This window comes from Prosthecobacter sp. (assembly GCF_029946185.1).
Taxonomy (GTDB): Bacteria; Verrucomicrobiota; Verrucomicrobiia; order Verrucomicrobiales; family Verrucomicrobiaceae; genus Prosthecobacter.
In genome coordinates, this window is record NZ_JAQSEA010000121.1 from 26,680 (window position 1) to 48,353 (window position 21,674).

The following is a 21,674-nucleotide window of genomic DNA, read 5'->3' on the forward strand; positions in this document are numbered from 1 at the left end:
CAACTGGCACGCCGACCTTCCTTCGATTCCCATGAACGCCATCCTGCAAGCCATCCAGGCCGACATCACCACCCTCGACGTGGATGCCATCGTCAACGCCGCCAACTCCTCCCTCCTCGGTGGTGGCGGTGTGGACGGCTCGATCCATCGTGCGGCAGGCGAGGAACTGACCCGTGAATGCATGGGCCTCGATGGCTGCGAAACCGGACAGGCCAAGATAACCCAAGGCTATCGGCTCAAAGCCCGGCACGTCATTCACACCGTTGGCCCCGTCTGGCATGGCGGCACCCATGGCGAGCCGGAGTTGCTGCGCTCATGCTATGCCAACTCCCTGCGAATCGCAGCAGAGCACAACCTCACCAGCATCGCCTTCCCCTGCATCTCCACCGGCATCTACCACTTCCCGCCAGATCAGGCCGCCCAGATCGCCGTCGAAACCGTGCGCGCATTTCTCGCCACACCTTCATCCCTGCAACAGATCATCTTCTGCTGCTTTGCCGAGGCGGATCGCCTGCGCTACGAACAGTTGCTCCAAAAATCATGACGGATTCATCTTCAACTCCGCGTCGTCACGGTTTCCGTTGCTCGATTGGGGATGCGCTCATTCTTGCCGCAGGGTTGGGCCTGTCCTGCTGGCTTCACGCCCTCGACTTCCCGCTCGCGTGGATCGTCCCCGCCGCCCTCGGCCACTTCTTCCTCTTCTGCAATGTCTTCCTCGTCTGGCGTCGTTGGGAACTGCTCTGGGCTTCAGCATTCGTCCTCAATGTCGCCGCGCATCTGGCACTCGGCTCACTCGACTGGCTCTCGCCCCTGCTGTTTCAATTGCCCATCACCGTCCTCGTCATCATCTGGCAGATCCGCTCGCCATGGTATCACGGCATCTTGGCCGAACAGCTAAACCCGCGACTCAAAGAGTATCTAGCAGGTCGCCAGTGAGGCAAAAGCCTCTACGCCTCCATCGCCCGCCACATCGGCTGCGTGTCCGCAAACATCCGAAACCGCGCGATCTTGCCCTCTCTCATATCATACACATGCGCCACCGCCGTACGCATAGCTTTCCCCGTCGCAGGTGAGGCCCCGCTGTAATGTCCGAGCACAACGACACGGTCCTCTGTGGCAAACATTTCTTCTTCATTGAAGGCGAATCCCGTCCAGCGTTTGGCATTGGCACGGAAGACATTCTCAATCACAGCGGCGGCACCGTGCCAAGTTGAGCCGCCGGGGAACCCCGCGCTCTGCTGCCAGACAAGGTCGTCGGTGCAGAGCGCGGTGAAGGCGGCGTCATCACCTGCGCGCATGGCGCGGTACATTTCGCGGATGGTTTCGAGCTGGGTCATGACGCACGGATGTTACTGCGCGAGGAGGCCACCGTCCACATTCAGCGAAGTGCCGGTGATGAAGGAGGCAGCGTCGCTGGCGAGGAACAGCACTGCATTGGCGATCTCCTCGGAGCGGCCTAGGCGGCCCACGGGATGCAGTGAGCGCATGTAGGCGAGCGCTTCTTCATTCCCACCGCCGGTGAAGCGGTTCATCATGTCGGTTTCGATCGCAGCAGGTGCCACGGCGTTCACCCGGATGCCCTGTTTGGCATATTCCAGCGCAGCGGCTTTGGTCAGGCCTTCCACAGCATGCTTGCTGGCGACATAGACGCTGGCTCCCGCCATCCCGACATGCCCGGCGACGCTGCTCGTATTGATGATCACACCACCACCCTGCTTCAGCATCACAGGAATCTCATGCTTCATCGAGGTGATCGCGCCCCACACATTGATGTCAAAAGTGCGGCGATAGTCGGCCTCGACTACGTCCACGATGGGCCCGGTGAGTTCGATGCCAGCATTGTTGAAGGCGACATCGATGCGGCCATACGTTTCCACCGTTTTAGCCACGAGAGCCTCAACGTCAGCCTCCACGGCCACATCAGCTTTCACGAAGGTGGCTTCACCACCCGCAGCTTTGATTTCAGTCACGACCGCCTGGCCTTCGGCCTCACGGCGACCACTGACGATGACTTTAGCTCCGGCCTTGGCGAAGGCGAGAGCGCTGGTTTTGCCGATACCGCTGGTGGCTCCTGTGATGAGGACGACTTTGTTTTGGAATGAGGTTTGCATGAGAATAGGGTGTTGAGAGTGTGATTAGAGATTTGGGAGAGATTGGATCAGGCTTTGCCGCCAAAGGAGACGTGATCGTCGAAATCGAGAAAGTCGAACCACGTGCCAATGTCTTCACGTGCGCTCCCGCCTGCTTTGGCAATTTGCGCGCTGATGTATTCGCGGCTTTCGTTATCGCTAGGCACGGCAGCTTCACGGAATTCGCTCCAGTGGGAGATCTCGTAGTCGCTGCGTTTGTGCAGGGCGCTCGTTTCGATCCAAGAGAAGACCGCTGCATCGCCGAGATCCTTGGACACTTCACTTTTCAGGGCTTCGTGGTCGATGCCCGTGAAACTGAGAAAGCGCTGATCGAGCGGGCAGTTGTAGTGATACTCGCCATTTTTACCGGCGATTTCAGCGCGGCATTTGTCGAGCATGCGTGGCAGGAGCACGTAACCGCCGAGGCGGACGCGTGGGCTGCGTGGGGGACGTTGGGTAAGGTCGATGGACATGGTGTGTGTATGTGTTTGATCTTGGGGAGATTGAAAAATCAGGCGACGAGTGCGGCTTCGAGGAAGCCCTTGCTTTTCACTCCTGTGATGGTGTTCACAGGCTGGCCGTTTTTGAACACGATGAGTGTCGGGATGGCGCGGATGCCGAAGCGGGCCTGGAGGTCAGGGAAGGCGTCCACATCCACCTTGGCGATGGTGGCTCGTCCCGCCTGCTCGGTGGCAAGCTGGTCGAGGATGGGCGACATCATTTTGCAGGGGCCGCACCACTCCGCCCAGAAGTCCACAAGGACGGGCTGGTCAGTGCTGGAGAGGGTGGCGTCGAAGGTTTCGGTGGTGAGCGCGATGGGTTTCATAGGGGTGTCGGGTTTAAAAATAGACCGGTCGGTTTATAAGCGACCAAAAAGAAAATCAGGGGGTGAGCTGTGTGCGGATAAAATTCAGTGCGTCGCGCGGAGGCGTCGCGTCGCGGCAGATAGCAGAGCGCTGCATGGCTCCATTCCAGAGGTCATGAATGATGGGGGCCATTTCGGCAGGGCGGACAGTCTTGGCGATCTTCTCTTTCTCAATACCTTCCTGCAGCACCTGCTCCAGAATGGCGATAGCTTCACGATTTCCTGCCGCAAGCACCTCGCGCATCGGTTCGCTCATATCAGCGACTTCAGCAGCGAGTTTGAGCACCAAACATGGGCATTTTCCCTTGGTTTCGAGCACGCGGCAGATCGTGCCTTCACAAAAACTGAGAAGCCTTCGCAGCGGATCTGGCTCAGGCGTGGCAGAGAGCAACATCTGTGTTTTGTAGGCGGTGGCATCGGCGACGTAGTGTTTCAGCATATCCACGCCAAACTGTTCCTTGGATTTGAAGTGGTGGTAGAACGAGCCCTTGGGCACCTTCACGGCTTCAAGAATCTCCGTCAGCCCAACCGAATGAAAGCTCTTCTCGAGCATCAGCCCTTCGGCTGCGTCGAAAATGCGTTCTTTGGTTGTTCGGTCACTCATGATAATGGAACGAATAGACCAATCGGTCTAATCCGTCAAATTCATTTTTTGATTTCTGCAATCCTGCCTGCTGATGCTATGAAACCAAGTTCTCGCGTGCAGTCGATCATTCAATCCCCATGAACCTCACCCATCCACACCTCGAAGTCAGCATCGGCACGCAAAGACTGCGTTTGTTTGATGACATGCGTCTGATACGCGAGTGGGCCTGCAGTACATCAAAATTTGGTATCGGCTTCACCGAAGGTAGCAACAAGACACCGCTGGGCCGCTTTGTGGTGATGGAAAAGCACGGCGATGGCGCGGAGAGCGGCACCATTTTCAAAGCGCGCCAGCCCGTCGGTCGCTGGTCGCCCGGAATCGAAACAAAATCCGATCTCGTACTCACACGCATTCTCTGGCTGCATGGCACCGAGCCACGCAATGCCAACACCTACCAGCGCTACATCTACATTCACGGTACCAACGATGAAGTATCCATCGGCCGCCCCGCCAGTCACGGCTGCGTACGCCTGCGCAATCAGGAGATGATTGAGCTCTTTGGTCTCGTCCCAGAGGGAACGCCCGTGTGGATCGAGGAGTGAGCCCGCAGCTCTGATTCACTTCCTCACTGCAGCAGCCCGAGCGACTTCAGAAACACATCCGTCTTCTGCATCGTGTCGTCATAGAGCGGCTTGCTGCGCATGAGGTAGCCATGGGCGCCGCCTTCGTTGATGTCGAGTTCGCAGCGGTTGCCCGCCTTCAGCATGGCGTCATGAAAGGCCTTGGCCCCTGCAAAGGGCGTGACAGTATCGCCGGTGCCGTGGAAGATGATCGTGGGTGGCAGGCCTGCGCGCACGTGATTTACAGGGGACAGCTCCTCCCAGCGCTCGCCGATCTTCGCGTTTCCATAGCCCTCCTTGGAGGTGTCGATCACGGGAAAGAGCAGCACCAGCGCGTTTGGGACAGGTGAGACCTTGAGGTCATCGCTGTCTTCATTCACGTTGTCAAAAAGAGCCGTGGCGGCGGCGAGGTGGCCACCTGCCGAACCGCCGCTGACGATGATCCTCTGCGGATCGATGCCCAGCTCAGACGCATGGGCGCGGATGTAGCGCACAGCGGAGCGCGCATCCTTCACGCAATCAAAAACGCTCACGCCCGTCTTCGCGCTGTGCAGACGGTACTGCATGCTGATGCCCACAAGGCCGAGCTTCGCGTAGTGCGCGGCGAATGGATACATGCGCGGCGGGGCACCACCCGTCCAGCCACCGCCGTGGATGATCAGGTAGCAGGCCCGCTGGTCGCCCGCTTTGAATCCTTGAGGCCCAAACACGTGCATCTCCAGTTCACGGCCTGCGATTTTCTTGTAAACGAGGATGCGCGAGGGTTTGAGGTTAGCTCCGAGCTTGTCCACCGCATCAGGCGCTTTCGTTTTAGCGGGAGTCTGCGCGTGAAGAGTCGCTGCAAGGAGCAAGGAAAGAAGGGCAAGGCATTTCATGAGAGGAAGGAAACAGGAGACCTTGAATTTTACTGCCTCCCGAAGCAATAGGCGTATTGATTTGAGCGCAGGAAAATCTGACCGTCGCTGACCCCGGGGCTGGCGTTGGTGATGCTGGTGTCGTCTGCGATAACGTTGGTGGCGAGAAGTTCGAACCGGGGCTTCGCGGCTAGGACGTAGGTGCCGGTTTCGCGGCCCACGCAGTACAGCCGGTCTCCCGCGAGCAATGGGGTGGAATACCAGCGGTCACGTTTCTGGCGCGAGGCGAGCGGCTGCTCATAAACCACGGCACCGGTCTTCGCGTCGAGGCAGGTGGCGACGCCGCGTGAGTCGTTGATGAAGTAGAGATGCCCGTCTTTATAAACGGGCGAGCCGACGTTGCTGCCCTTTTGCGCCTGCCAAAGCAGGTGAGTGGCGCTGACATCGCCCGAGCCACCGGCGCGCACGGCCTGGCATTGACCTCCGGGATGGCCGAGGACAAAGATGATGCCGTCATGCGCGACGATGCTGGGGCAAAGCTCGGCTGCCTTGATGCTGCTGCAGAACCAGAGTTCCTTGCCGTCCGCAGGATCAAAGGCGCGGAGCTTGCCGTTCGAGTTCACCACGAGTTCGTCATGCCCATTGACCTTGACGAGGGCCGGCGTGTTCCAGGACGCGGGAAAGCCGCTGACACTCCACACGGTCTTTCCGGTTTTGCGATCAAGCGCGAGAAGCTGGTTGCTTTCGTGCGCCGCATTCACGATGAGCAGATCTCCATAAAGAATGGGCGAGGAACCGACACCCCATTCGTGCGCCTTTTCACCGACGCTGACATTCCAGACTGGTTTGCCATCGACGGTGTAGGCAAACAAGCCAGCGTTTCCCATGAAAAAGAACACGCTTTTGCCATCCGTGACAGCCGAGCTCGATGCGTAGCCATGTGTGGTGATGTAGCTCCCGGTGAAGGGCTTGTTCGGCAAATCCGTCGCAATCTCATGATTCCAAAGAATCTTGCCGGACTGTCTGTCCAGGCACAAGGCGTGGCGTTTCAGGTTCTTCATGTCGCCAGGATTCTTCACATCGATGCCGTAGCCGCTGTAGCAGGTGAGGAAGACCTTGCCGCTGCTGATGACCGGGCTCGATGAACCAGGCCCCGGCAGTTTCGTGCGCCAGACGAGATTCTCCTTCTCACTCCACGTCAGCGGCAGATTAGTGTCCGTGGTGACACCGTCGGCGGTGAGACCTCGAAACTGCGGCCAGTCAGAGGCGTGAATGGAAACAACAGCTGCGGCGAGGAAAATGAGCGGCTTCATGGATGACAGCCAAACGCCACCAGACAGCACCTCATTGCATGAAGACCGGTATAGAGCGCATTGAAGGCGGTCATCTGGCCCTGTTCGGCTTGCGTGGCTGGATCGGATGCCCGATGCCGGAAAAGAAAGCCATCGTCGGTGGGAGGCGCGTCCGTGAGCACGACAGAAGCGGACAAGGATTCAGGCGCACGGCGGAGATTATGCCGAATCATAAATCCGGATCACCCTGCTCTCGCCGCCAGTTCTCCAGCCGGCCTTTCAGGTCGTTCCGTGTCGTCTTGTGAGCAGGATCTCCGCTGAGGTCGTGCAGCTCATCGGGGTCGGTCTGCAAATCAAAGAGCTGCTCCCTTCCCACCTTCGGGTACAGCACAAACTTCCAGCGCTCATCGCAAATCATGCGCTGAGTATCGGTGAAAACGCCGGTGACGAAATCATGTGCACGGTCGGTTTGCTGCCGCAAAAGCGGCGCGAGGCTCTTGGACTGCACGCTGGATGGAATCGCGGTCCCGCTGAGTTCGCAAAGCGTGGGGAAAAGATCGCTCAGGTTCACCAACGCAGCGCTGCGTTCATTCTTCGGCAGACCGGGGCCGCAGATGATCAGCGGGCTGCGAATGCTGTGCTCATACTCGTTTTGTTTGCCGATCAGCCCATGGCTGCCGAGCGCCAGCCCTTGGTCGCTGGTAAAGATAATGATCGTGTCATCAGGCGCTGGCAGCGCAGCGAGAATGCGGCCGAGTTGCGCGTCGAGATCCGTGATCATGGCATAGTAAATGGCGAGTTCCTCACGCACATCGCCGGGGGTGCGCGGCGTCGGCAGCAGCCGTTCATCGCGCCCGTCGATGTTGCCGTGATCAAAGGGATGCTTCGGGGCAAAATTGGCCGGCAGCGGCATTTTTGCGGCAGCATATCTGTCCTTCATGCCAGCCGGCCACTGGCGTGGATCGTGGGGAAAAGCGAAGTTCACATGCAGGAAGAGCGGTTTGTCCTGTGGTGCTGTCTTGACCGTATGAATGGCACCATCGGCGATGTGCCGGCTGTTGTCGGGCTGAAGGCCGACGCCTTTGCCGAGTTCGGCCTGATTGGTTTCATCCTTGAATGTCCATCCGCGATACCCCGTGAGCGGGCGTCCACGATCGTCGATGTCCGGTTGCGTCACGCCCTTGCCGCCGCCGCTGGAATAAAGGCCGCTTGTGGTGGTGTAGCCGCGCTGTTTGGGATGGCCGTCGTTGTGCCATTTGCCCGTGTAGCAGGTGTGATAGCCAGCCTTTAGCAGCGTGCCGCCGAGCGTGGCGAGGGTGGGATCAATCGCGCCGCCAGGATATTTTGGCAACGCTTTGAAGGCCGGGGTGCCGGTGAGGATCTGCGCACGGCTCACATGGCAGATCGGATAGCCCGCATAAGCACGGGAGAAAGAGGTTCCCCGAGTCACGAGGCGGTCGAGATTCGGCGTGTCGATGGCGGCGTTGCCAAGCGCATGGATCGTATCCGCTCGCTGGTCATCAGCGACGATGAACAGAATATTCGGCGCAGCATGGAGGCTGGTGCCGAGTGTCAGGAGGAAGATCAGCAGGCGCATGCGAGCATAACGCTGCGAATCATGTCTCCCATCAGGCTTTCTGTCCGTCGCCGAGCGCTGCCATATACACCTCGCGCAGGCGCTTGGTGAATTCCGCCGCACTTTCATCCGGTGGGCTGGCGAGCGGCTCGCCCAGGGTGATGCGCATGCGGATTTTTTTGTCCGGCAGATGCCAGAGCGTCCAGCCCTTGGAGAGGTAGTCGCTGTTAGTTTCGATGAACACCGGCCACACCGGTGCGCTCGACTGCGTGGCGATGACGCCAAGGCCGCCCTGGAGGGTGTTGACGCAGTTTTCCAGTTTCCGCGTGCGTGTTCCTTCCGGGAAAAACAAGAGCCGGTCGCCCTGGCGCAGCGCTTCGATGGAATGCTGCAGCATTTTATGCGCGGGTTTGTTGGGGATAAAGCCCGCCAGCTTGGCGGCACCCCGTAAAAACGGATTGTGCATCAATGAAGCCTTTAAAATACAGCGCAGGCCATGAATTTTGGAGAGGATGAAGACCGCATCCCAAAGCGCCGGATGGTTGGGCGCAATGATCAGCCCGCCTTCGACACCTTCCAGCGCCTCAAAGCCGATATATTTGCACTCATACACACCGCAAAAGCGCAGGAATGTGAGGAAGACTCGGAACGCCACGCTCAGCAGCCATTGGCCCAGCGCACGGGATTTTTCCACAGGAAGGACCGGAACCAGCGCCGCACCTGCCAGGACAAACAACAAGCCCCCGATAGCCCAATAGATCATGCTCAGCAGCAGCACGACGACATGCCACATTTGAATGAACACACGACAGACCGCCATCGCTGGCGCGCATCTTGGTGTTTGCTCTGTGAGTGAATCTTGAATAAGTCCACAGCATGCCATCTTCACCCGACCTAATTCAAGCGCTTTCCTCCCTGCCGCACGGTTCTGAGTTTCGCTTCATCGACGAAATTGTTGAACTTAATCCGGGTGCCTCCGCCAAAGCAGTGTGGCAGCTCAAGGGGGACGAGGAATTTCTCCGCGGTCATTTCCCCGGTGCCCCGCTCATGCCCGGTGTTCTCATGATTGAGGCGCTGGCCCAGCTCGGGGGTATTCTCATTCAAACCCGCCCCGGCGAAGCCCCGCTCAAAAACATGCGTCTCACCGCAGTGCGCCAGATCAAAATTCTCGGCAGCATCACGCCCGGTCAGTCGCTACACCTCAGCGGCACACTGCAGGGCATGCTCGGCAATCTCGGGCAGGTCAGTGGCGAAATCTGCGATGATGCGGGCAATGTCATCCTCACGGGGGCTGTCACCCTCGCGGGAGAGAGCTGATCACTTCGGCAGGCGCAGCATGAAACACGCGCCGTCCTTGTGCGTCGCATCCAGCGTGATCGCGCCCCCAAGAGCCGTGGCCAGCCTGCGGCACAGGGCGAGACCCAGCCCGACACCGGGTGCCGAATGTGCCGCCTGATCCGCGCTCTTGTGAAAGGGGTGGAAAATCCGCCGCTGCTCGCTGCGTGAGATGCCACCGCCGTGGTCGCGAACGCGCAACATCGCAAACTTGCCGCTCGTGTCTGCCTCCACATGGATCACCGGCTCTGCCGAACGCGGAGCGGCGTATTTGCAGGCATTGTCCACGAGATTGAAAAGGATCTGCTCCACCGCTGCCGCATCCACATGCAGCTCAGTTTTGCGGTCCGCTTCCGTGGCTTGCACGCGCACCGCCATTCCGCAGTCATCTGCGCGTTGCTGCAAGCGCGGCAGGATGCGGTCCAGCAGCTCGCCGATTGTGATGTTCTCAGCTCTCGCCTTCGCACTGCCTCGTTCGAGCCGGGCATAGGCGAGCACGTTTTCGACGAGATGGCTCAGACGGCTCGCCTCACCGGTCAAAGTGTCGAGATAGCTCTTCCGCTGCGCCTCATCGGTCACCATGCCATCCGCCAGCATCTCGGAGTAAAGGCGAAACGTGGTCAGCGGAGTGCGCAGCTCATGCGTCACGGCAGAAACGAAGTCAGCGCGGCGCTCACTCAGCGCCACGGTGCCAAACAGCACGATCCCCACCGCCACGGCCGCGAGCAGGACGCATGCGAGCGCGATGCCCAGAGATCTGCGCAGCGGCGTCCAGAATGGCAACGAGGGGAGCTGGATGGCACCCGGTACCAGCCGTACCGGCAGTGCGGCGAAACGCAGCGGATCGTCATTCGGGCGTGCGCCGGCAGTGGCATTTGCCGCAGGCTCCAGCTTAGCATCAGGAAACAGATCCGTGATCTCACGCAGCAGGGCTTCACGCAGTGCAGGCCAGTCCAGCCACACGCCCTGCACCATGCGCACACCATCCACGAAGGCTTCGCGGGTCAGCATCAGGTTGCTGCCGAGCCACACACCCTGAAAGGGTCGCGAACTGTTCGCGGTTGCAGTGTTTTTGGGTGGAGGTGTGCTAGAAGGAGCCGCTGCGGCAGGCACATTGCCCAACGAGCGGGCTGCGCCATCCGCCATCGGGTCCAAAGGCATCGGCGCGGGAGCTGGTGCAGGAGCCAGCGCCAGCGTTTGCTGCCGAGGCGACATTTGCTTGTCATCCATCGACTTGGCAGCCGGTGCAGAGGATACGGCGGAGCCGGATCCACTGCTGCGGTCTGCCGGTTTCGCGGATTCTTTTTTCAAAGCCTTCCCCGGTTCAGGCTTGGCCTCAGCATCTTTTTCTTTGGAGTATGCCAGTGCGCTGGCGCTTTCCTTCATCTTGATCTGCGGCTGCTGTTTCATGGCCTCCTCGGCCTGCAGGTTGACCGCGCGATTGCGCGAGAAATTCTCCGTGGTACTCAGCACCCTCTGCTGGGCCGCCACCTGCCCCTGCTGCGTATTCCAGGCCGGGTTGCGTGGCAGTTTGGCATCACTGCCCTCGGCGGCTTTTGAATCATCAATGTCAAAGCGGGCCACGCAGGCCATCTGAGCGAGCAGTTGGCGATTAAGCACGGTGGTGGGCGCAGGGGCAGGTGGTGCCACACGTGTGCTGCGCCATAAGGAGGAATCACGCTGCGGCTGCGGCGTGATCACATTCATCGGCTTGGCGAGCAATTCGCGCAATCCGCTCAGGCGTTGCTCACTGCGAGTGAGGTCATCTGCATTGATGAACTGCGCCAGCGCCAGGGTGCGCTCATCGTTTTGCGGCACCTGCGGGGACCGCACCTGGCCGCGTGAATCCATCTGAAAATACAGCAGCACATGCTCAGGTATTTCTGCCAGCAACGGTGAGGGCAGCAGCACCTCTCCCTTCGCCACATTGTCATAGGCTTTGTTGACCAGACCTTCGGGCGAATGGAACGGACGAAAATCATAGGGAGGTCGCGCATTTTCGCGGATCATGAGCGCACTCGCCTGGAAATCGAGCCGCCACAGCGCCAGCCGCACACGCTCCTGCTGGTCGGCCTCACGTGCCGCCGTTTCCCGCTCACGCTCCAGCGCCAGTGTGTGCCAGCTCACCCACGCCATCGCCGCGATCAGCAGCCCGAGGCAGGCGACGAAGGTGATCCAGATATGGAGCGGTTTGCGCATGGGGTTCAAAATTAGACAAGCTGGTAGCCTTTGCCGCGTACGGTGACGATCACACGTGGTGCTTCGGCATCATCTCGCAGTTTGTGGCGCAAATTGGCAATGTGCATGTCCACCGTGCGTGTTTCCGTCTGCTGGTTCTCGATGTGCCAGACGCGCTGCAGCAGTTCCTCGCGCGAAACGGGCCTGCCGCGATTCAATGCAAGATAGCGCAGCACGTCTCGCTCGCGCTCGGAAAGCTCCGCACTCTCTCCATTGCCAAAACTTGCCACGCTCTTCCCGAAATCAATCGTCGCCGTGGTGATCGTGAGCGTTTCACTCACCGGCTGGCGTTCGGGCGCACGGCGCAGCACCGCCTCGACACGGGCGAGCAATTCCCGCACGCTGAAAGGCTTCACCACATAGTCATCTGCACCAAGTTTCAATCCGCGCACACGGTCATTTTCTTCTCCGCGTGCCGAGAGGATGATCACCGGGGTTCCGGGCCGCTCACGTCGCAGGGCTTTCAGGATGTCAAAGCCGCTCGCATGCGGCAGCACCAGATCGAGCAGCATGAGGTCGAAGGTCGAACTCAGGGCCAGTTTCATGCCCTTTTCACCATCGCCCGCCTCCAGCGTGGTGTGACCGGCGAACTTGAGCGCATCCAAAACGCCGCGACGGATCGCGGCGTCGTCTTCAACGACTAAGATGGTGGAAGGCATAAAGAAGATTAAAGGGTCATTTCTCCCACGCGATGCCTTTTTTCTCGGCCTGGGAGCGCAGCGCTTTGGTCATGGCGGTGTCGAGGGTGTCGGTCTTGGCGGATTCTTTGCGTTGCGTTGCAACGTAGGCCTCACGCTCCTTGTTCAGGGCAAGCACCTGCTTCTGGATCTCAGCACGCTCAGCGGTTTTCTTCTCAAGGTAGGCCTTGCGCTCTTCGGCGCTCATCTTCTTCATCTCCTCAGGCAGGTCGGCTTCCTTGACCTTCGTGATGTCGAAGTCCTTCTGCTTGCTGGCATCCACGAGGTCCCAGCCGGTGTTGAAGTAATTTGCGCTGGCTTTGCTGACGATGCGCTGAACCTGCGCACCGGATTCGGCCTTGGCGGCGGCGTTGCCGTCCTGGACGACCTGGCGTGCCTTGGCCATTGGGGCCTCCTTGCCATAAGAGACGTAGGTCTTGTTCAGTTCTTCGTTGAGCTTCACGATCTCCTTGTCCTGCGGCGCTTCGATGTGAACAATGGCCTGATTCTGGTCGATCACGAGGTATTTGCCGTCGGCGAGCAGCGCTCCCTGGTTCCAGTTCTCCGCGATGCCCTGAGCCTCGCCACCGCAATGGATGGTGTTCACGATGATGCCCTTGGCGATGGCGTTCTGGCAGCTCTTTTTGGAATCCACCGGCCCTTGGGTAAAGGGTTCATTGCCAGCGATGAAGATTGCCTTGTACACCTTGGGATTGGCATCCCAGGCAAGGTCTTTCGTCGCCCGCTGAATCACCGCACCACAGTATTCATCACCGCCGTTCGTCGTCAGGGCGAAGAGATTTTCGGACACTTTGTCGAGATCTCGGGTGAGCGGCTGAATCTGGCGAATCCAGTTCTCTTTCGCCCGTAGCGAAGACTTGCCATATTCATACAGCGCCACCTGAACGACCGGTGTTTTGCCGTCCTGTTTCGCGGTGATGAATTCATTGACGAGCTTCCAAATCTGAGTCTTTGCCTGCTCGATGAGGCCGCTCATGCTGCTGCTGGTGTCCAACAGCACGGCGATCTGCACGAGAGGGGTGTCAGCGGCGGTTTCGACTTTCGCGACTTCCGCCACGGGTGCGGGTGGTGGAGCATCTTTGGCGATGGCGAGGCACGCGGACAGGGCCGTGGCGATGAGGATGTATGGCGTTTTCATGGATGTGTTTGTGGATGGGTTGATGGGAAAATTTCAGCGGATGAGGACCCGTTGGCCGCGATGCTGCAGCAGCAGTTCGCCACGCAGGGCCAGAAGGCCTTGGCGGTTGTCGGCGGCGAGTTCATCGACCAAGCGGCCAAACTCTACGCTGCCGATCTCAATGGTGCGGTCAGGGGCGCGTTCGCTCTTGGCGGCGCTGGCATCGGTCCAGCGATTGCCTTTGTTGAAGAAGGCTCCAGCCCGGCATTGCTGCACGCTGGTGATCTCGATGGCCTGCATCTTGTCATCGAGGAAGCGATTGCGGACGTTAAGCTGCTTGGATTCGGCGGCTTTCTTCAGATTGTCTTCCTGAGAGACGGCGGCAGGACCACTGCGCATCTTCATCGCCTTGTCGCTGTAGTTGTAGGCGGCCTTGCCGGCATTGGCAGTCACGGCGGCGAGTGAAGTTCCCTCTTCAGCCAGGAAGGCAGTGTATTCCGTGAGGATGCCAAACTGCGTCGAGAGACGCACAATTTCATTTACCAGCTCAGTCGTGCCACCTGTTGCACCATCTGCGCCGAGGTCACGGATCGCCTCGCTAAGCACGGCGATCTTGTTGCTGGCCCAGAGGCGGGCCACAAAGGCGTTTGCGGTGCTGGCCTTGTCGAGATTGAAGGTGAAATCGAACTTCCGCTCTCCCTCAGCCGCAGCACCCGTGAGCTGGAAATGCAGCGGGGACTCACCACGATAGGTGCCGGACAGGAGAATCTGCTCTCCCTCAAACACATCGGGCAGGGGAGAGGGGATGAGATCGCTCACACGATTCGGGTCATCCACCCGCACCGCCGGTTTGGTGAGCAGCGGCCCACGCAGACGATCAAACACACGGCTGACTTTGACCTCCACATCTTCCTTGGGCAGAACAAATTCCGCGCTGGCGCGGGTTTCGCGGGCGATGCGTGCGAGCAGTGGCGTGTTCACGTCCACACCGACACCAAAAGTGAACACACGGCGCTGGTTCGGATTCCCCTTGGCGACGGTCTCACGGATCGCTTTCTCCGATGTCTGGCCGATGGTGGGCAGGCCGTCGGTGAGGAAGAGTACGATGGGCAGCATGCCTGCGAGCGGCTTCTGACGCAGCGCCTCGACGATGGAGTCATGGATGTTGGTGCCGCCGCTCACGCGCAGGGCGCTGATGTAGTCGCGGGCCTGCTTCGTGGTCTCAGCGGTTTTGATCACCGGCTGTGCGGCGAACATTTCGACCGCTTCGTTGTAAACGATGAGGTTGAAGCCCTCGCCGTCGTTCAAGCCTTCGATCACCTGCAAGGCGGCTGCCTTCACCTGATCAAGCTTCGGTCCTGCCATGCTGCCGCTGCGATCGATGACGAGGGTGACTTCTCGCAGGATCGGTTTCGCATCCGCTTTGGGCTTTGGCGGGGCGATCATCACGAGAAAATAGCCGCCGCCGATCTTTGGGTCGGGATAAGCAAGCAGCGAGGCGGTCATTTCATCCTTTGTTTCGCGCAGCAATGACACGCGGAAGGCACCTGGGTCTTTGGTATCGCAGGAAAGGCTCGCGGTGTTGCCATTGGGTTGTTTGGCGGAGATCTCGTGGCTTGGAGAATAGAGCGAGGCGATGCGTGTGGTGGAATGGATGCGCATGGAGAGCTTCCATGGCACCGCGTATTCCACTGATTCTGAGCGTGGAAGCAGGTAATCGAGCCGCGCGCCGTCGGCTTCGAGGAGTTGCTCATAGGTCACGCGCACTTTCTGGGTGCCGTTGGCCGGGACCGGGAAGACGCTCGATTTGACGACGGCATTGCCGACGAACTCCAGCAGCGCCGGATCCCGCGTCTGTGCAACGATGGTGTCGTAGATGCGTCGAGCTTCCTCACGTGGCAGTAATTTGGCCGTGCCCTCGGAATTGCCGCCCTCAAAGGCGAAGGACTTCAGCACCGCGCCGGTCGGTACGGGGACGAGTAGTTCGGATTCCTGCGGGCGCCCGGTGGGATTGCGCAGGGCGATGTCGAGGGTGGTCGTGGCGATTTGATCCGCGATGTCGATGTGGGCATCGACCTGGGTCACCTGCACGGGCTGGGAGTGAATGATGCGAGTATTGGGGGAAATCCACGCTGGCTGGCGGAAATCCTGCGCAATCAGGGGCACGGTGAGGAAAAGGGCACAAAGAGTCGTCTTCATGCCGCTAGGGTGGTTTAGAAGGCATGCGGCGTCTGTAAACGCACTGTAAAGGGTGGGAAAATGCCCTGACTGGCCCTAGACAGGGGAGCGAATCCGGCGGCCCAACTGGAACTCCCCCTTGCCAAGCTGGGAACTCCCCCCATATTCGCGCCCCTTTTATGGACATCTTCATTGGAATTCTTACCGTAGTCGAAGTCATCGTCTGCCTTCTGCTCATTCTCGTCGTGCTTATGCAGCGCCCACGTCAGGAAGGCCTCGGCGCCTCCTTCGGCGATGCCGCCGCCAGCCAGGTCTGGGGAGCGCAAACCACCAACGTGCTGCAGAAGTTCACGGTCTATCTGGCCATCTTTCTTTTTGCCCTGACCATCCTTCTGGCAGTGCTCGTGAGCCGCCACCAGAACGGCAGCAAGGCCCCGTCTCTCTTTGGAGATGCCAAGCCTGAAGCTGTGGCCCCTGCCGCCTTGTCTGAGGATGAACAGGCTAAAGCCAAGATCATGGAAAAAATCCAGGAAGCGGTGAAAACGGAAAACGCCAAAGCCGCGGCTCCTGCCGTTGGCGAAGCGCCAAAGCCTGCTCCTGCTGGGACACCTGCTCCGCCGATGACGCCGGCAGGAACTCCAGCCGTCGCACCTTCCGCAGCGGCTCCCAAGCCAGCTACGACCCCGGCCCCTGCTGCAAAGCCTGCACCTGCGGTGACTCCTGCTCCGGCACCCGCTGTGACGCCAGCTCCGACCCCGGCCCCTGCTCCCGCAGAGCAGCCGAAGTAAGCGACGCTTCGCTTTGAATTTCACGCCAAGGGCACGACGCGAGTCGTGCCCTTTGTTTTTACGGGGGATGCGGCATGTGCATTTCCGATAGTTTGCCGTGCGAAAACGGGCTTCACATGGTGCGTTGGTTCTGCCTACCATCGCACCAACCATGAAACGTTTCCTTTTCTGTCTCGCGCTTGCATCGTCCTGCGTCATTTCGCATTCGTCTGTCGCTGCGGAGCCGCTGCGCGTTTTCATACGCTCGGGTCCGAAGTCCCATGGGCCAGGGGCGCATGATCATCCTTCTTTCCTGCGGGACTGGGTGCCGTTGCTGAATGAGCGTGGAGCCAAGGCGACGGGTGGGGATGCATTTCCCACCAAGGAGCAGCTGGATGCTACGGATGTGCTTATTTTGCATCTCGACAGCGGTGGCGACATCAAGATCGGGCAGGAGCGGAAGGATCTGATGGACTACTTGAAGCGCGGTGGTGGCATTGTGACGATCCACGCGGCATCGGTGTCCAAAGACCATGACTGGTTCAAGGGCATCATTGGCGGGTCCTGGCACCATGGGCAGACGAAATGGCGGGAGGGGCCGATGCATTTGTACTTCACGGATCATGAGAATCCGATCACGAAGGATGTGTCGAATTTCGCAATGGATGATGAGATTTACTACGACATGGATGTGCTGCCGGAGTGCCACATTCTTGCAGGAGCTTACACACCGAAGCCTGCCGGGGTGCGGAATGAAAAGGCAGCCAAGCGCGCCGCTGAAATCACGAAGGGAGGCAAGGAGGTCAGCATCTATGATATCCAGCCGCAGATGTGGACTTATGAGAAGGACGGCTACCGTTCTTTTGTTTCCATCCCCGGTCACTATTACGAGAATTTCAGCCGCCCGAATTTTCGTGCGATTTTGCTGAGGGGCATCGCCTGGGCGGGGAAGAGGGAGAATGTGGATGAGCTGTGCAAGCCGGAGGAGCTGGGGGACAATCTGCGGTATGTGGAAGGTGGACCCACGCGGCCGGAGAAAGCAGCGGAAAAGCTGGAGGTGCATCCGGAATTTGACATCTCGCTGGTGGCGAGCGAGCCGCTGATCAACAAGGTCATGAATGTGGACTGGGATGAGAAGGGCCGCATGTGGGTTTGTGAGACGCCCGAGTATCCGAATGGGCGGCGGGAGCTGAATGTGGAGAAGTGGAAGGACAGCGGGTCGTGGACGAAAAAGTATGACCGTGATCCGATCGACCGGATTTCGATTCTCACGGACACGAATGGGGATGGGGTGATGGACAAGAAGCATGTCTTTGCGGACAAGCTGGAACTCGTCACGAGCTTCTGTTTTTATAAGAATGGAGTCATCGCCTGTGCGGCACCGGACATCTGGCTTCTTGAGGACACGGATGGGGATGACACCGCTGACAAGCGGACGAAGCTTTACACGGGTCTTGGGACGGGAGACACGCATGCGGTGATCAACAACCTGCGCTGGGGTCTCGATGGCTGGGTGTATGCCACGCATGGATACAGTTCAGGGCATGTGACTTCGGCTGATGGTAAGCAGGATTTTGGTACGGATGGCAGTGGGGTGGTGAGGTTCAAGCCTGATGGCAGCGCGTTTGAGCAGTATGCTTCACGCGGTGGGAATACGTGGGGGCTAGACATCACGTGGGATGGTCAGGTGTTCTTCACGCAGCCGACGAGTGGGAATCATTTCCTGCATGTGGTGCTGCCGGAGTATGTGCTGGCAAAGGGCAAGCTGCCTGGGGTCATGGGAACGAACGGCATGCTGCCGAAGGAGCCGACGTATCCGCTGATGTCATGGCCGGAGCAGGCGTATGTGCAGATCGATCAGGTGGGGAGCTACACGGCTGCGGCGGGGTGCGCGATTTATGAAGGTGGTGCGTGGCCGGAGAAGTGGAACTATAGCTACTTCTGCACGGAGCCGACGCTAAACATTGTCAGTCACTTCTTTGTTGAGAAAGACGGTGTGACTTACAAGGCGCATCGTGAAGCGGGGCGTGAGAAGACGGAGTTCATTCGCAGCAAGGATTTGTGGTTCCGGCCGATTGAAAATCGCGTGGGTCCTGATGGTGCGTTGTACGTGGTGGATTTTTACAATCAGGCGGTGATTCACAATGATACGCGCGGACCGATCCATGGGCCGGCCAATGCGGCGGTCCGTCCTGATCGTGACCATTATTTTGGCCGTATCTGGAAGGTGCAGCACAAGCAGGCGAAGCCGGTGGCGGGAAGCTTTTATCATCATGGCTCGGATTCCAAAGGCACGATGGGGACTGCCGCATTGAAGATATTCGATGATGCAGAAATAAGGCAAAAGACCCGGGAACAAAAGCAGGCCTCAGCTCCCGATCTCGATGCACTGATGAAAGTGGCGGCGGACAAAAGCGAAGATGAATCGGATCTCTCTGTGAAGTTGATCGAGCAATACGTCACGGCAGATGATGACTGGACCAAGTCTTCGATCATAGCGAGTGCGGTCGTATCGAGGACAGCGTTCCTGGTTGTGTCGCAAAGCTTGGGTTATCGAGAGCCTGACAAAGTAAGTTCGCTCGTGTCCGCATTGGTTCCCCATGTACTGGATCCACGTAGCACAAAAGATGATCCACAGATGGCGCGCAAAGCGCTTCTTGGTTCTTTGCTCAATGTGCTTGCGGTCCCGCAACGAGAAGCATACGGCTTAAAGATCATCATCCTGCAAGGCATCGCGCAGCAGTTCGATGAAGTTCCAGAGCTTAAACCTGCCCTCGTGGTTTCGTTGAAGAAGCTTCTCGCGCAGCCTGCGCTTGCTGCTGCTGCGTTGCCGCTGGTGGTGAAGTGGGACAAGGCGGGTGTGCTTGCGGCTGAGGTCAAGGCGCAGATTGCCAGTCTGACTGCCAAGCTGGAGGACAAGGCTGCAGCTATGGGGGATCGCATTGCGGCAGCCAAGGCTCTCATCGGCATTGGTGGCGAGGCGAGTGCGCTGGTGGTGGGGGCTTTGGCGCGTCCGGATTCGCCTGCAGCGCTCCAGGCGGCGATCATTGCGGCGATGGATGAGAAGGGGAGTGTCACGGAGCTCGTGGGGAACTTGAACGGGCTGAAAGCGGAACTGCGAACGCAGGCGTTTGATGCGATCTTGAAACGGCCTGAGGCTTCGCTGGAGCTGCTGGCTTCGATTCAGAATGGGAAGATTGATCCGAAGGAAATTGGGCCAGGAAATATTGCGCGGCTGCGGACGCATCCGAACAAGCAGGTGGCGAAGCAGGCGAATGCGATGATCGACAAGCTGAATCCGAACGCGAAGGCGAAGAATGACATCATCGCGCAGCTCACACCGGAGGTGGAGAAGCCGGGGGATGCCGTTAAGGGCAAGGCAATGTTTGCTCTGGCCTGTGCTGTTTGTCATAAGCTGGGAGATCTGGGGCTGCGGGATGTGGGGCCGCAGCTCACGGGGATGGGCGCGCACGGCCCGGCGGAGCTGCTGGTGCATATTGTTGATCCGAACCGGGAGGTGGATCCGAGTTTCTGGGCCTGGAACATCACGACGAAGAAGGGCGAGACGCTTGCGGGTGTGATCATCACGGAGAATCAGGCCAGCCTCACGCTGCGCAACCAGGTGGGTGATTTTGAGATCAGGAAGGATGACATCGCCACTCGTGAAAACACTCGGCGAAGCCTCATGCCGGATGGGCTGGATGCGCTGGGTGCTGAGACGCTGCGGGATATTCTGGCTTTCATCTGCGGCGGGGAGCAGAAGTTCCGGGTGGTGGACCTGCGCACGGCTTACAATGCTGACAGCCGTGCCGGCATTTTTGCGAAGGAAGATGCGAAGGACCAAACGGTGACGCTGCACAAGTTTGGCAACGTGACGGTGCATGGAGTGCCGTTTTTTGTGATGGATCCTGAGAAGTCGCAGACTGGCGCGAGCATCATCGCCCTCAAAGGGGGTGGCAAAGGTACCGTGGCCGAGACTTTCGCTGAGAAGATTGAGATCGACACGGGTGCCACTGCGGCCAGCTTGCACTTCCTCGGTGGCGTTGCTGGCTGGGGTTGGCCCTTCGGCGGGGACAAAGCTCTTGGGCAGCCTGCGATGACGGTTCACGTCGAATTTGCCGATGGGGACAAGGAAAGCATTGTGCTCAAGAATGGCGAGCACTTCGCCGACTACATCGGGAAGGCCGAAGTGCCGCTGAGTGATGATGCGGGCGATTTCACACGTCGCGGTCAGCTTCGTTATTTCGCGATCAACTTGAAGAAGAAAGGCGCGCTCAAGAAGCTCACGCTGGAGACCAGCGGCAGCATCGTCACGCCTTGCACGGTGGCGATCACCGCGAGTGCTGAGCCGGTGAAACAAGGTGAGACGGTGTCCAAACCAAAAGCGAATGTGAACGTTGGCGCTACGCCAGAAACCGGCCCCAAAGAAGGGGGCAAAGGCGACGGGCCGCTGGTGCCTGCGGCGCCGGTGCAGTGGGAGGCTGGGAAGACGAAGGTGCTGGTGATCGGCGGCGGGTCATCGCACAACTTTGCGAAGTTTTTTGGCGAGACGGATGTGGCCACGCTGAAGGCTGCGGGCTTCACGGTGCATTACACGGAGGATCGTGATCAAGCGGCGGCTGAGCTTGCGAATGCTGATGTGGCGATCATCAGTGTGAACCGGAAGTTTTTTGACACGGCGGTGTATCGCAAGGCGCTGATGGATTTCGCTGCTGCGGGCCGGGGTGTCATCATGCTACATCCTGGTACGTGGTATGGCTTTGGTGGATGGCCTGAGTTGAATGCGCAGATCGTTGGCGGTGGGGCGCGGGGGCATGACAAGATTCATCCTTTTGAGGTGAAGGCGGTAAAGGGGGGGCATCAGATCATGGCGGGTGTGCCTGCGAGCTTCACCGTGGAGGACGAGTTGTATTATGTGAATGCGGAGCCGGAGAAAATTCCGGCAGGGACGGCGAAGATCACGGTGCTGGCGGAGACGAGTCCGAGCGACAAGTACAAGGCGGCGCATCCGAGTGTGTGGATCACGGAGCATAAGAAGGCTAGGATCGTGGGCATTGCTCTCGGGCATGATGCGCGGGTGCATGATTTGAGGCCTTATCAGCAGATCCTCACGAATGCGGTGAAGTGGGTGAGTGGGAAGTAGGGCAGAGATCGGAAAACTTATCTCATGGTCTGGCGGCGACGTGGCTCATCAGCTGCGTCTGCCGCTTGCCTGCTATAGCATTTTCCGAAACTGATTTCCGGAATGGCGCGTGTGGAGGCACTCTGGCTCATGAGCTTTGAAAGTCGTGGAAACTTTCGGTTTTGCGGCCAAGGGGCGAAGAGGCAGAGGGAGCAGAGAAAATAGATCTTATACCCAGAGCCGATGAACATGAGTCTGAATGAATGGCAGTCTGTTAAGAGAGTTTGCGGTGGTTTT

19 protein-coding genes are annotated in these 21,674 nt (G+C 59.0%); 6 read left to right on the forward strand and 13 right to left on the reverse strand.

Going from position 1 to position 21,674, the window contains the following annotated elements:
* Positions 1-31: 31 nt before the first annotated feature.
* Entirely contained in the window at positions 32-544 is a 513-nt protein-coding gene (locus PSV43_RS09810; RefSeq protein ID WP_300196251.1) for an O-acetyl-ADP-ribose deacetylase, read from the forward strand.
* A complete protein-coding gene (locus tag PSV43_RS09815) occupies positions 541-936 on the forward strand; it encodes a hypothetical protein (protein WP_300196253.1) in 396 nt (131 codons plus the stop codon). The genes PSV43_RS09810 and PSV43_RS09815 overlap by 4 nt, the downstream gene beginning before the upstream one ends.
* Positions 937-947: 11 nt before the next feature.
* On the opposite strand, the gene PSV43_RS09820 is transcribed toward PSV43_RS09815, so the two are convergent.
* The 5 genes from PSV43_RS09820 to PSV43_RS09840 are packed head-to-tail and all read right to left on the reverse strand — an operon-like array spanning position 948 to position 3,598.
* Entirely contained in the window at positions 948-1,337 is a 390-nt protein-coding gene (locus PSV43_RS09820) for a nuclear transport factor 2 family protein (RefSeq protein WP_300196255.1), read from the reverse strand.
* Between the two features lie 12 nt (positions 1,338-1,349).
* Positions 1,350-2,111: an SDR family oxidoreductase gene (locus tag PSV43_RS09825; protein WP_300196257.1), complete on the reverse strand. Its 762-nt coding sequence runs from the start codon at positions 2,109-2,111 to the stop codon at positions 1,350-1,352.
* A 47-nt stretch (positions 2,112-2,158) separates the two neighbouring features.
* Positions 2,159-2,602 (reverse strand): DUF5069 domain-containing protein, encoded by a 444-nt coding sequence (locus PSV43_RS09830; RefSeq protein WP_300196259.1) that lies wholly within the window; start codon positions 2,600-2,602, stop codon positions 2,159-2,161.
* A 38-nt stretch (positions 2,603-2,640) separates the two neighbouring features.
* Positions 2,641-2,955 carry a thioredoxin gene (gene trxA / locus PSV43_RS09835; protein WP_300196260.1) on the reverse strand — a complete coding sequence of 105 codons (315 nt, stop codon included), beginning with the start codon at positions 2,953-2,955 and terminating at the stop codon, positions 2,641-2,643.
* Positions 2,956-3,010: 55 nt separating this feature from the next.
* Positions 3,011-3,598, reverse strand: a complete 588-nt coding sequence (locus PSV43_RS09840; RefSeq protein WP_300196261.1) for a TetR/AcrR family transcriptional regulator — start codon at positions 3,596-3,598, stop codon at positions 3,011-3,013.
* 119 nt (positions 3,599-3,717) lie between these two features.
* Here PSV43_RS09840 and PSV43_RS09845 point away from each other — a divergent pair, with 119 nt between their 5' ends.
* Positions 3,718-4,182 (forward strand): L,D-transpeptidase, encoded by a 465-nt coding sequence (locus PSV43_RS09845; RefSeq protein ID WP_300196263.1) that lies wholly within the window; start codon positions 3,718-3,720, stop codon positions 4,180-4,182.
* 23 nt (positions 4,183-4,205) lie between these two features.
* On the opposite strand, the gene PSV43_RS09850 is transcribed toward PSV43_RS09845, so the two are convergent.
* From PSV43_RS09850 to PSV43_RS09865, 4 genes are all read right to left on the reverse strand, one after another.
* Positions 4,206-5,075: an alpha/beta hydrolase gene (locus PSV43_RS09850; RefSeq protein WP_300196265.1), complete on the reverse strand. Its 870-nt coding sequence runs from the start codon at positions 5,073-5,075 to the stop codon at positions 4,206-4,208.
* A gap of 29 nt (positions 5,076-5,104) precedes the next feature.
* Entirely contained in the window at positions 5,105-6,367 is a 1,263-nt protein-coding gene (locus PSV43_RS09855) for a PQQ-binding-like beta-propeller repeat protein (protein WP_300196267.1), read from the reverse strand.
* Between the two features lie 208 nt (positions 6,368-6,575).
* Positions 6,576-7,943 (reverse strand): sulfatase-like hydrolase/transferase, encoded by a 1,368-nt coding sequence (locus PSV43_RS09860; protein WP_300196269.1) that lies wholly within the window; start codon positions 7,941-7,943, stop codon positions 6,576-6,578.
* Positions 7,944-7,974: 31 nt separating this feature from the next.
* Positions 7,975-8,742 carry a lysophospholipid acyltransferase family protein gene (locus tag PSV43_RS09865; protein ID WP_300196270.1) on the reverse strand — a complete coding sequence of 256 codons (768 nt, stop codon included), beginning with the start codon at positions 8,740-8,742 and terminating at the stop codon, positions 7,975-7,977.
* Between the two features lie 56 nt (positions 8,743-8,798).
* Between PSV43_RS09865 and PSV43_RS09870 the strand changes: the two genes are divergently transcribed.
* On the forward strand, positions 8,799-9,239 hold the full coding sequence (locus PSV43_RS09870) for a 3-hydroxyacyl-ACP dehydratase FabZ family protein (protein ID WP_300196272.1): 441 nt from the start codon (positions 8,799-8,801) through the stop codon (positions 9,237-9,239).
* Here the strand turns inward: PSV43_RS09870 and PSV43_RS09875 are convergent, their stop codons facing one another.
* The 4 genes from PSV43_RS09875 to PSV43_RS09890 are packed head-to-tail and all read right to left on the reverse strand — an operon-like array spanning position 9,240 to position 15,509.
* Positions 9,240-11,456 (reverse strand): HAMP domain-containing sensor histidine kinase, encoded by a 2,217-nt coding sequence (locus PSV43_RS09875; RefSeq protein ID WP_300196274.1) that lies wholly within the window; start codon positions 11,454-11,456, stop codon positions 9,240-9,242. It abuts the gene before it with no gap.
* Positions 11,457-11,467: 11 nt separating this feature from the next.
* On the reverse strand, positions 11,468-12,154 hold the full coding sequence (locus PSV43_RS09880) for a response regulator transcription factor (protein WP_300196276.1): 687 nt from the start codon (positions 12,152-12,154) through the stop codon (positions 11,468-11,470).
* 16 nt (positions 12,155-12,170) lie between these two features.
* Entirely contained in the window at positions 12,171-13,331 is a 1,161-nt protein-coding gene (locus PSV43_RS09885) for a VWA domain-containing protein (protein WP_300196277.1), read from the reverse strand.
* Positions 13,332-13,364: 33 nt separating this feature from the next.
* The gene (locus PSV43_RS09890; protein WP_300196279.1) at positions 13,365-15,509 is read right to left on the reverse strand and encodes a VIT and VWA domain-containing protein; all 2,145 of its coding nucleotides are present in this window, start codon (positions 15,507-15,509) and stop codon (positions 13,365-13,367) included.
* Positions 15,510-15,667: 158 nt separating this feature from the next.
* Here PSV43_RS09890 and secG point away from each other — a divergent pair, with 158 nt between their 5' ends.
* Positions 15,668-16,276 carry a preprotein translocase subunit SecG gene (gene secG / locus PSV43_RS09895; protein ID WP_300196281.1) on the forward strand — a complete coding sequence of 203 codons (609 nt, stop codon included), beginning with the start codon at positions 15,668-15,670 and terminating at the stop codon, positions 16,274-16,276.
* Between the two features lie 151 nt (positions 16,277-16,427).
* Positions 16,428-21,398: a PVC-type heme-binding CxxCH protein gene (locus PSV43_RS09900; protein WP_300196283.1), complete on the forward strand. Its 4,971-nt coding sequence runs from the start codon at positions 16,428-16,430 to the stop codon at positions 21,396-21,398.
* Positions 21,399-21,674: the final 276 nt, after the last annotated feature.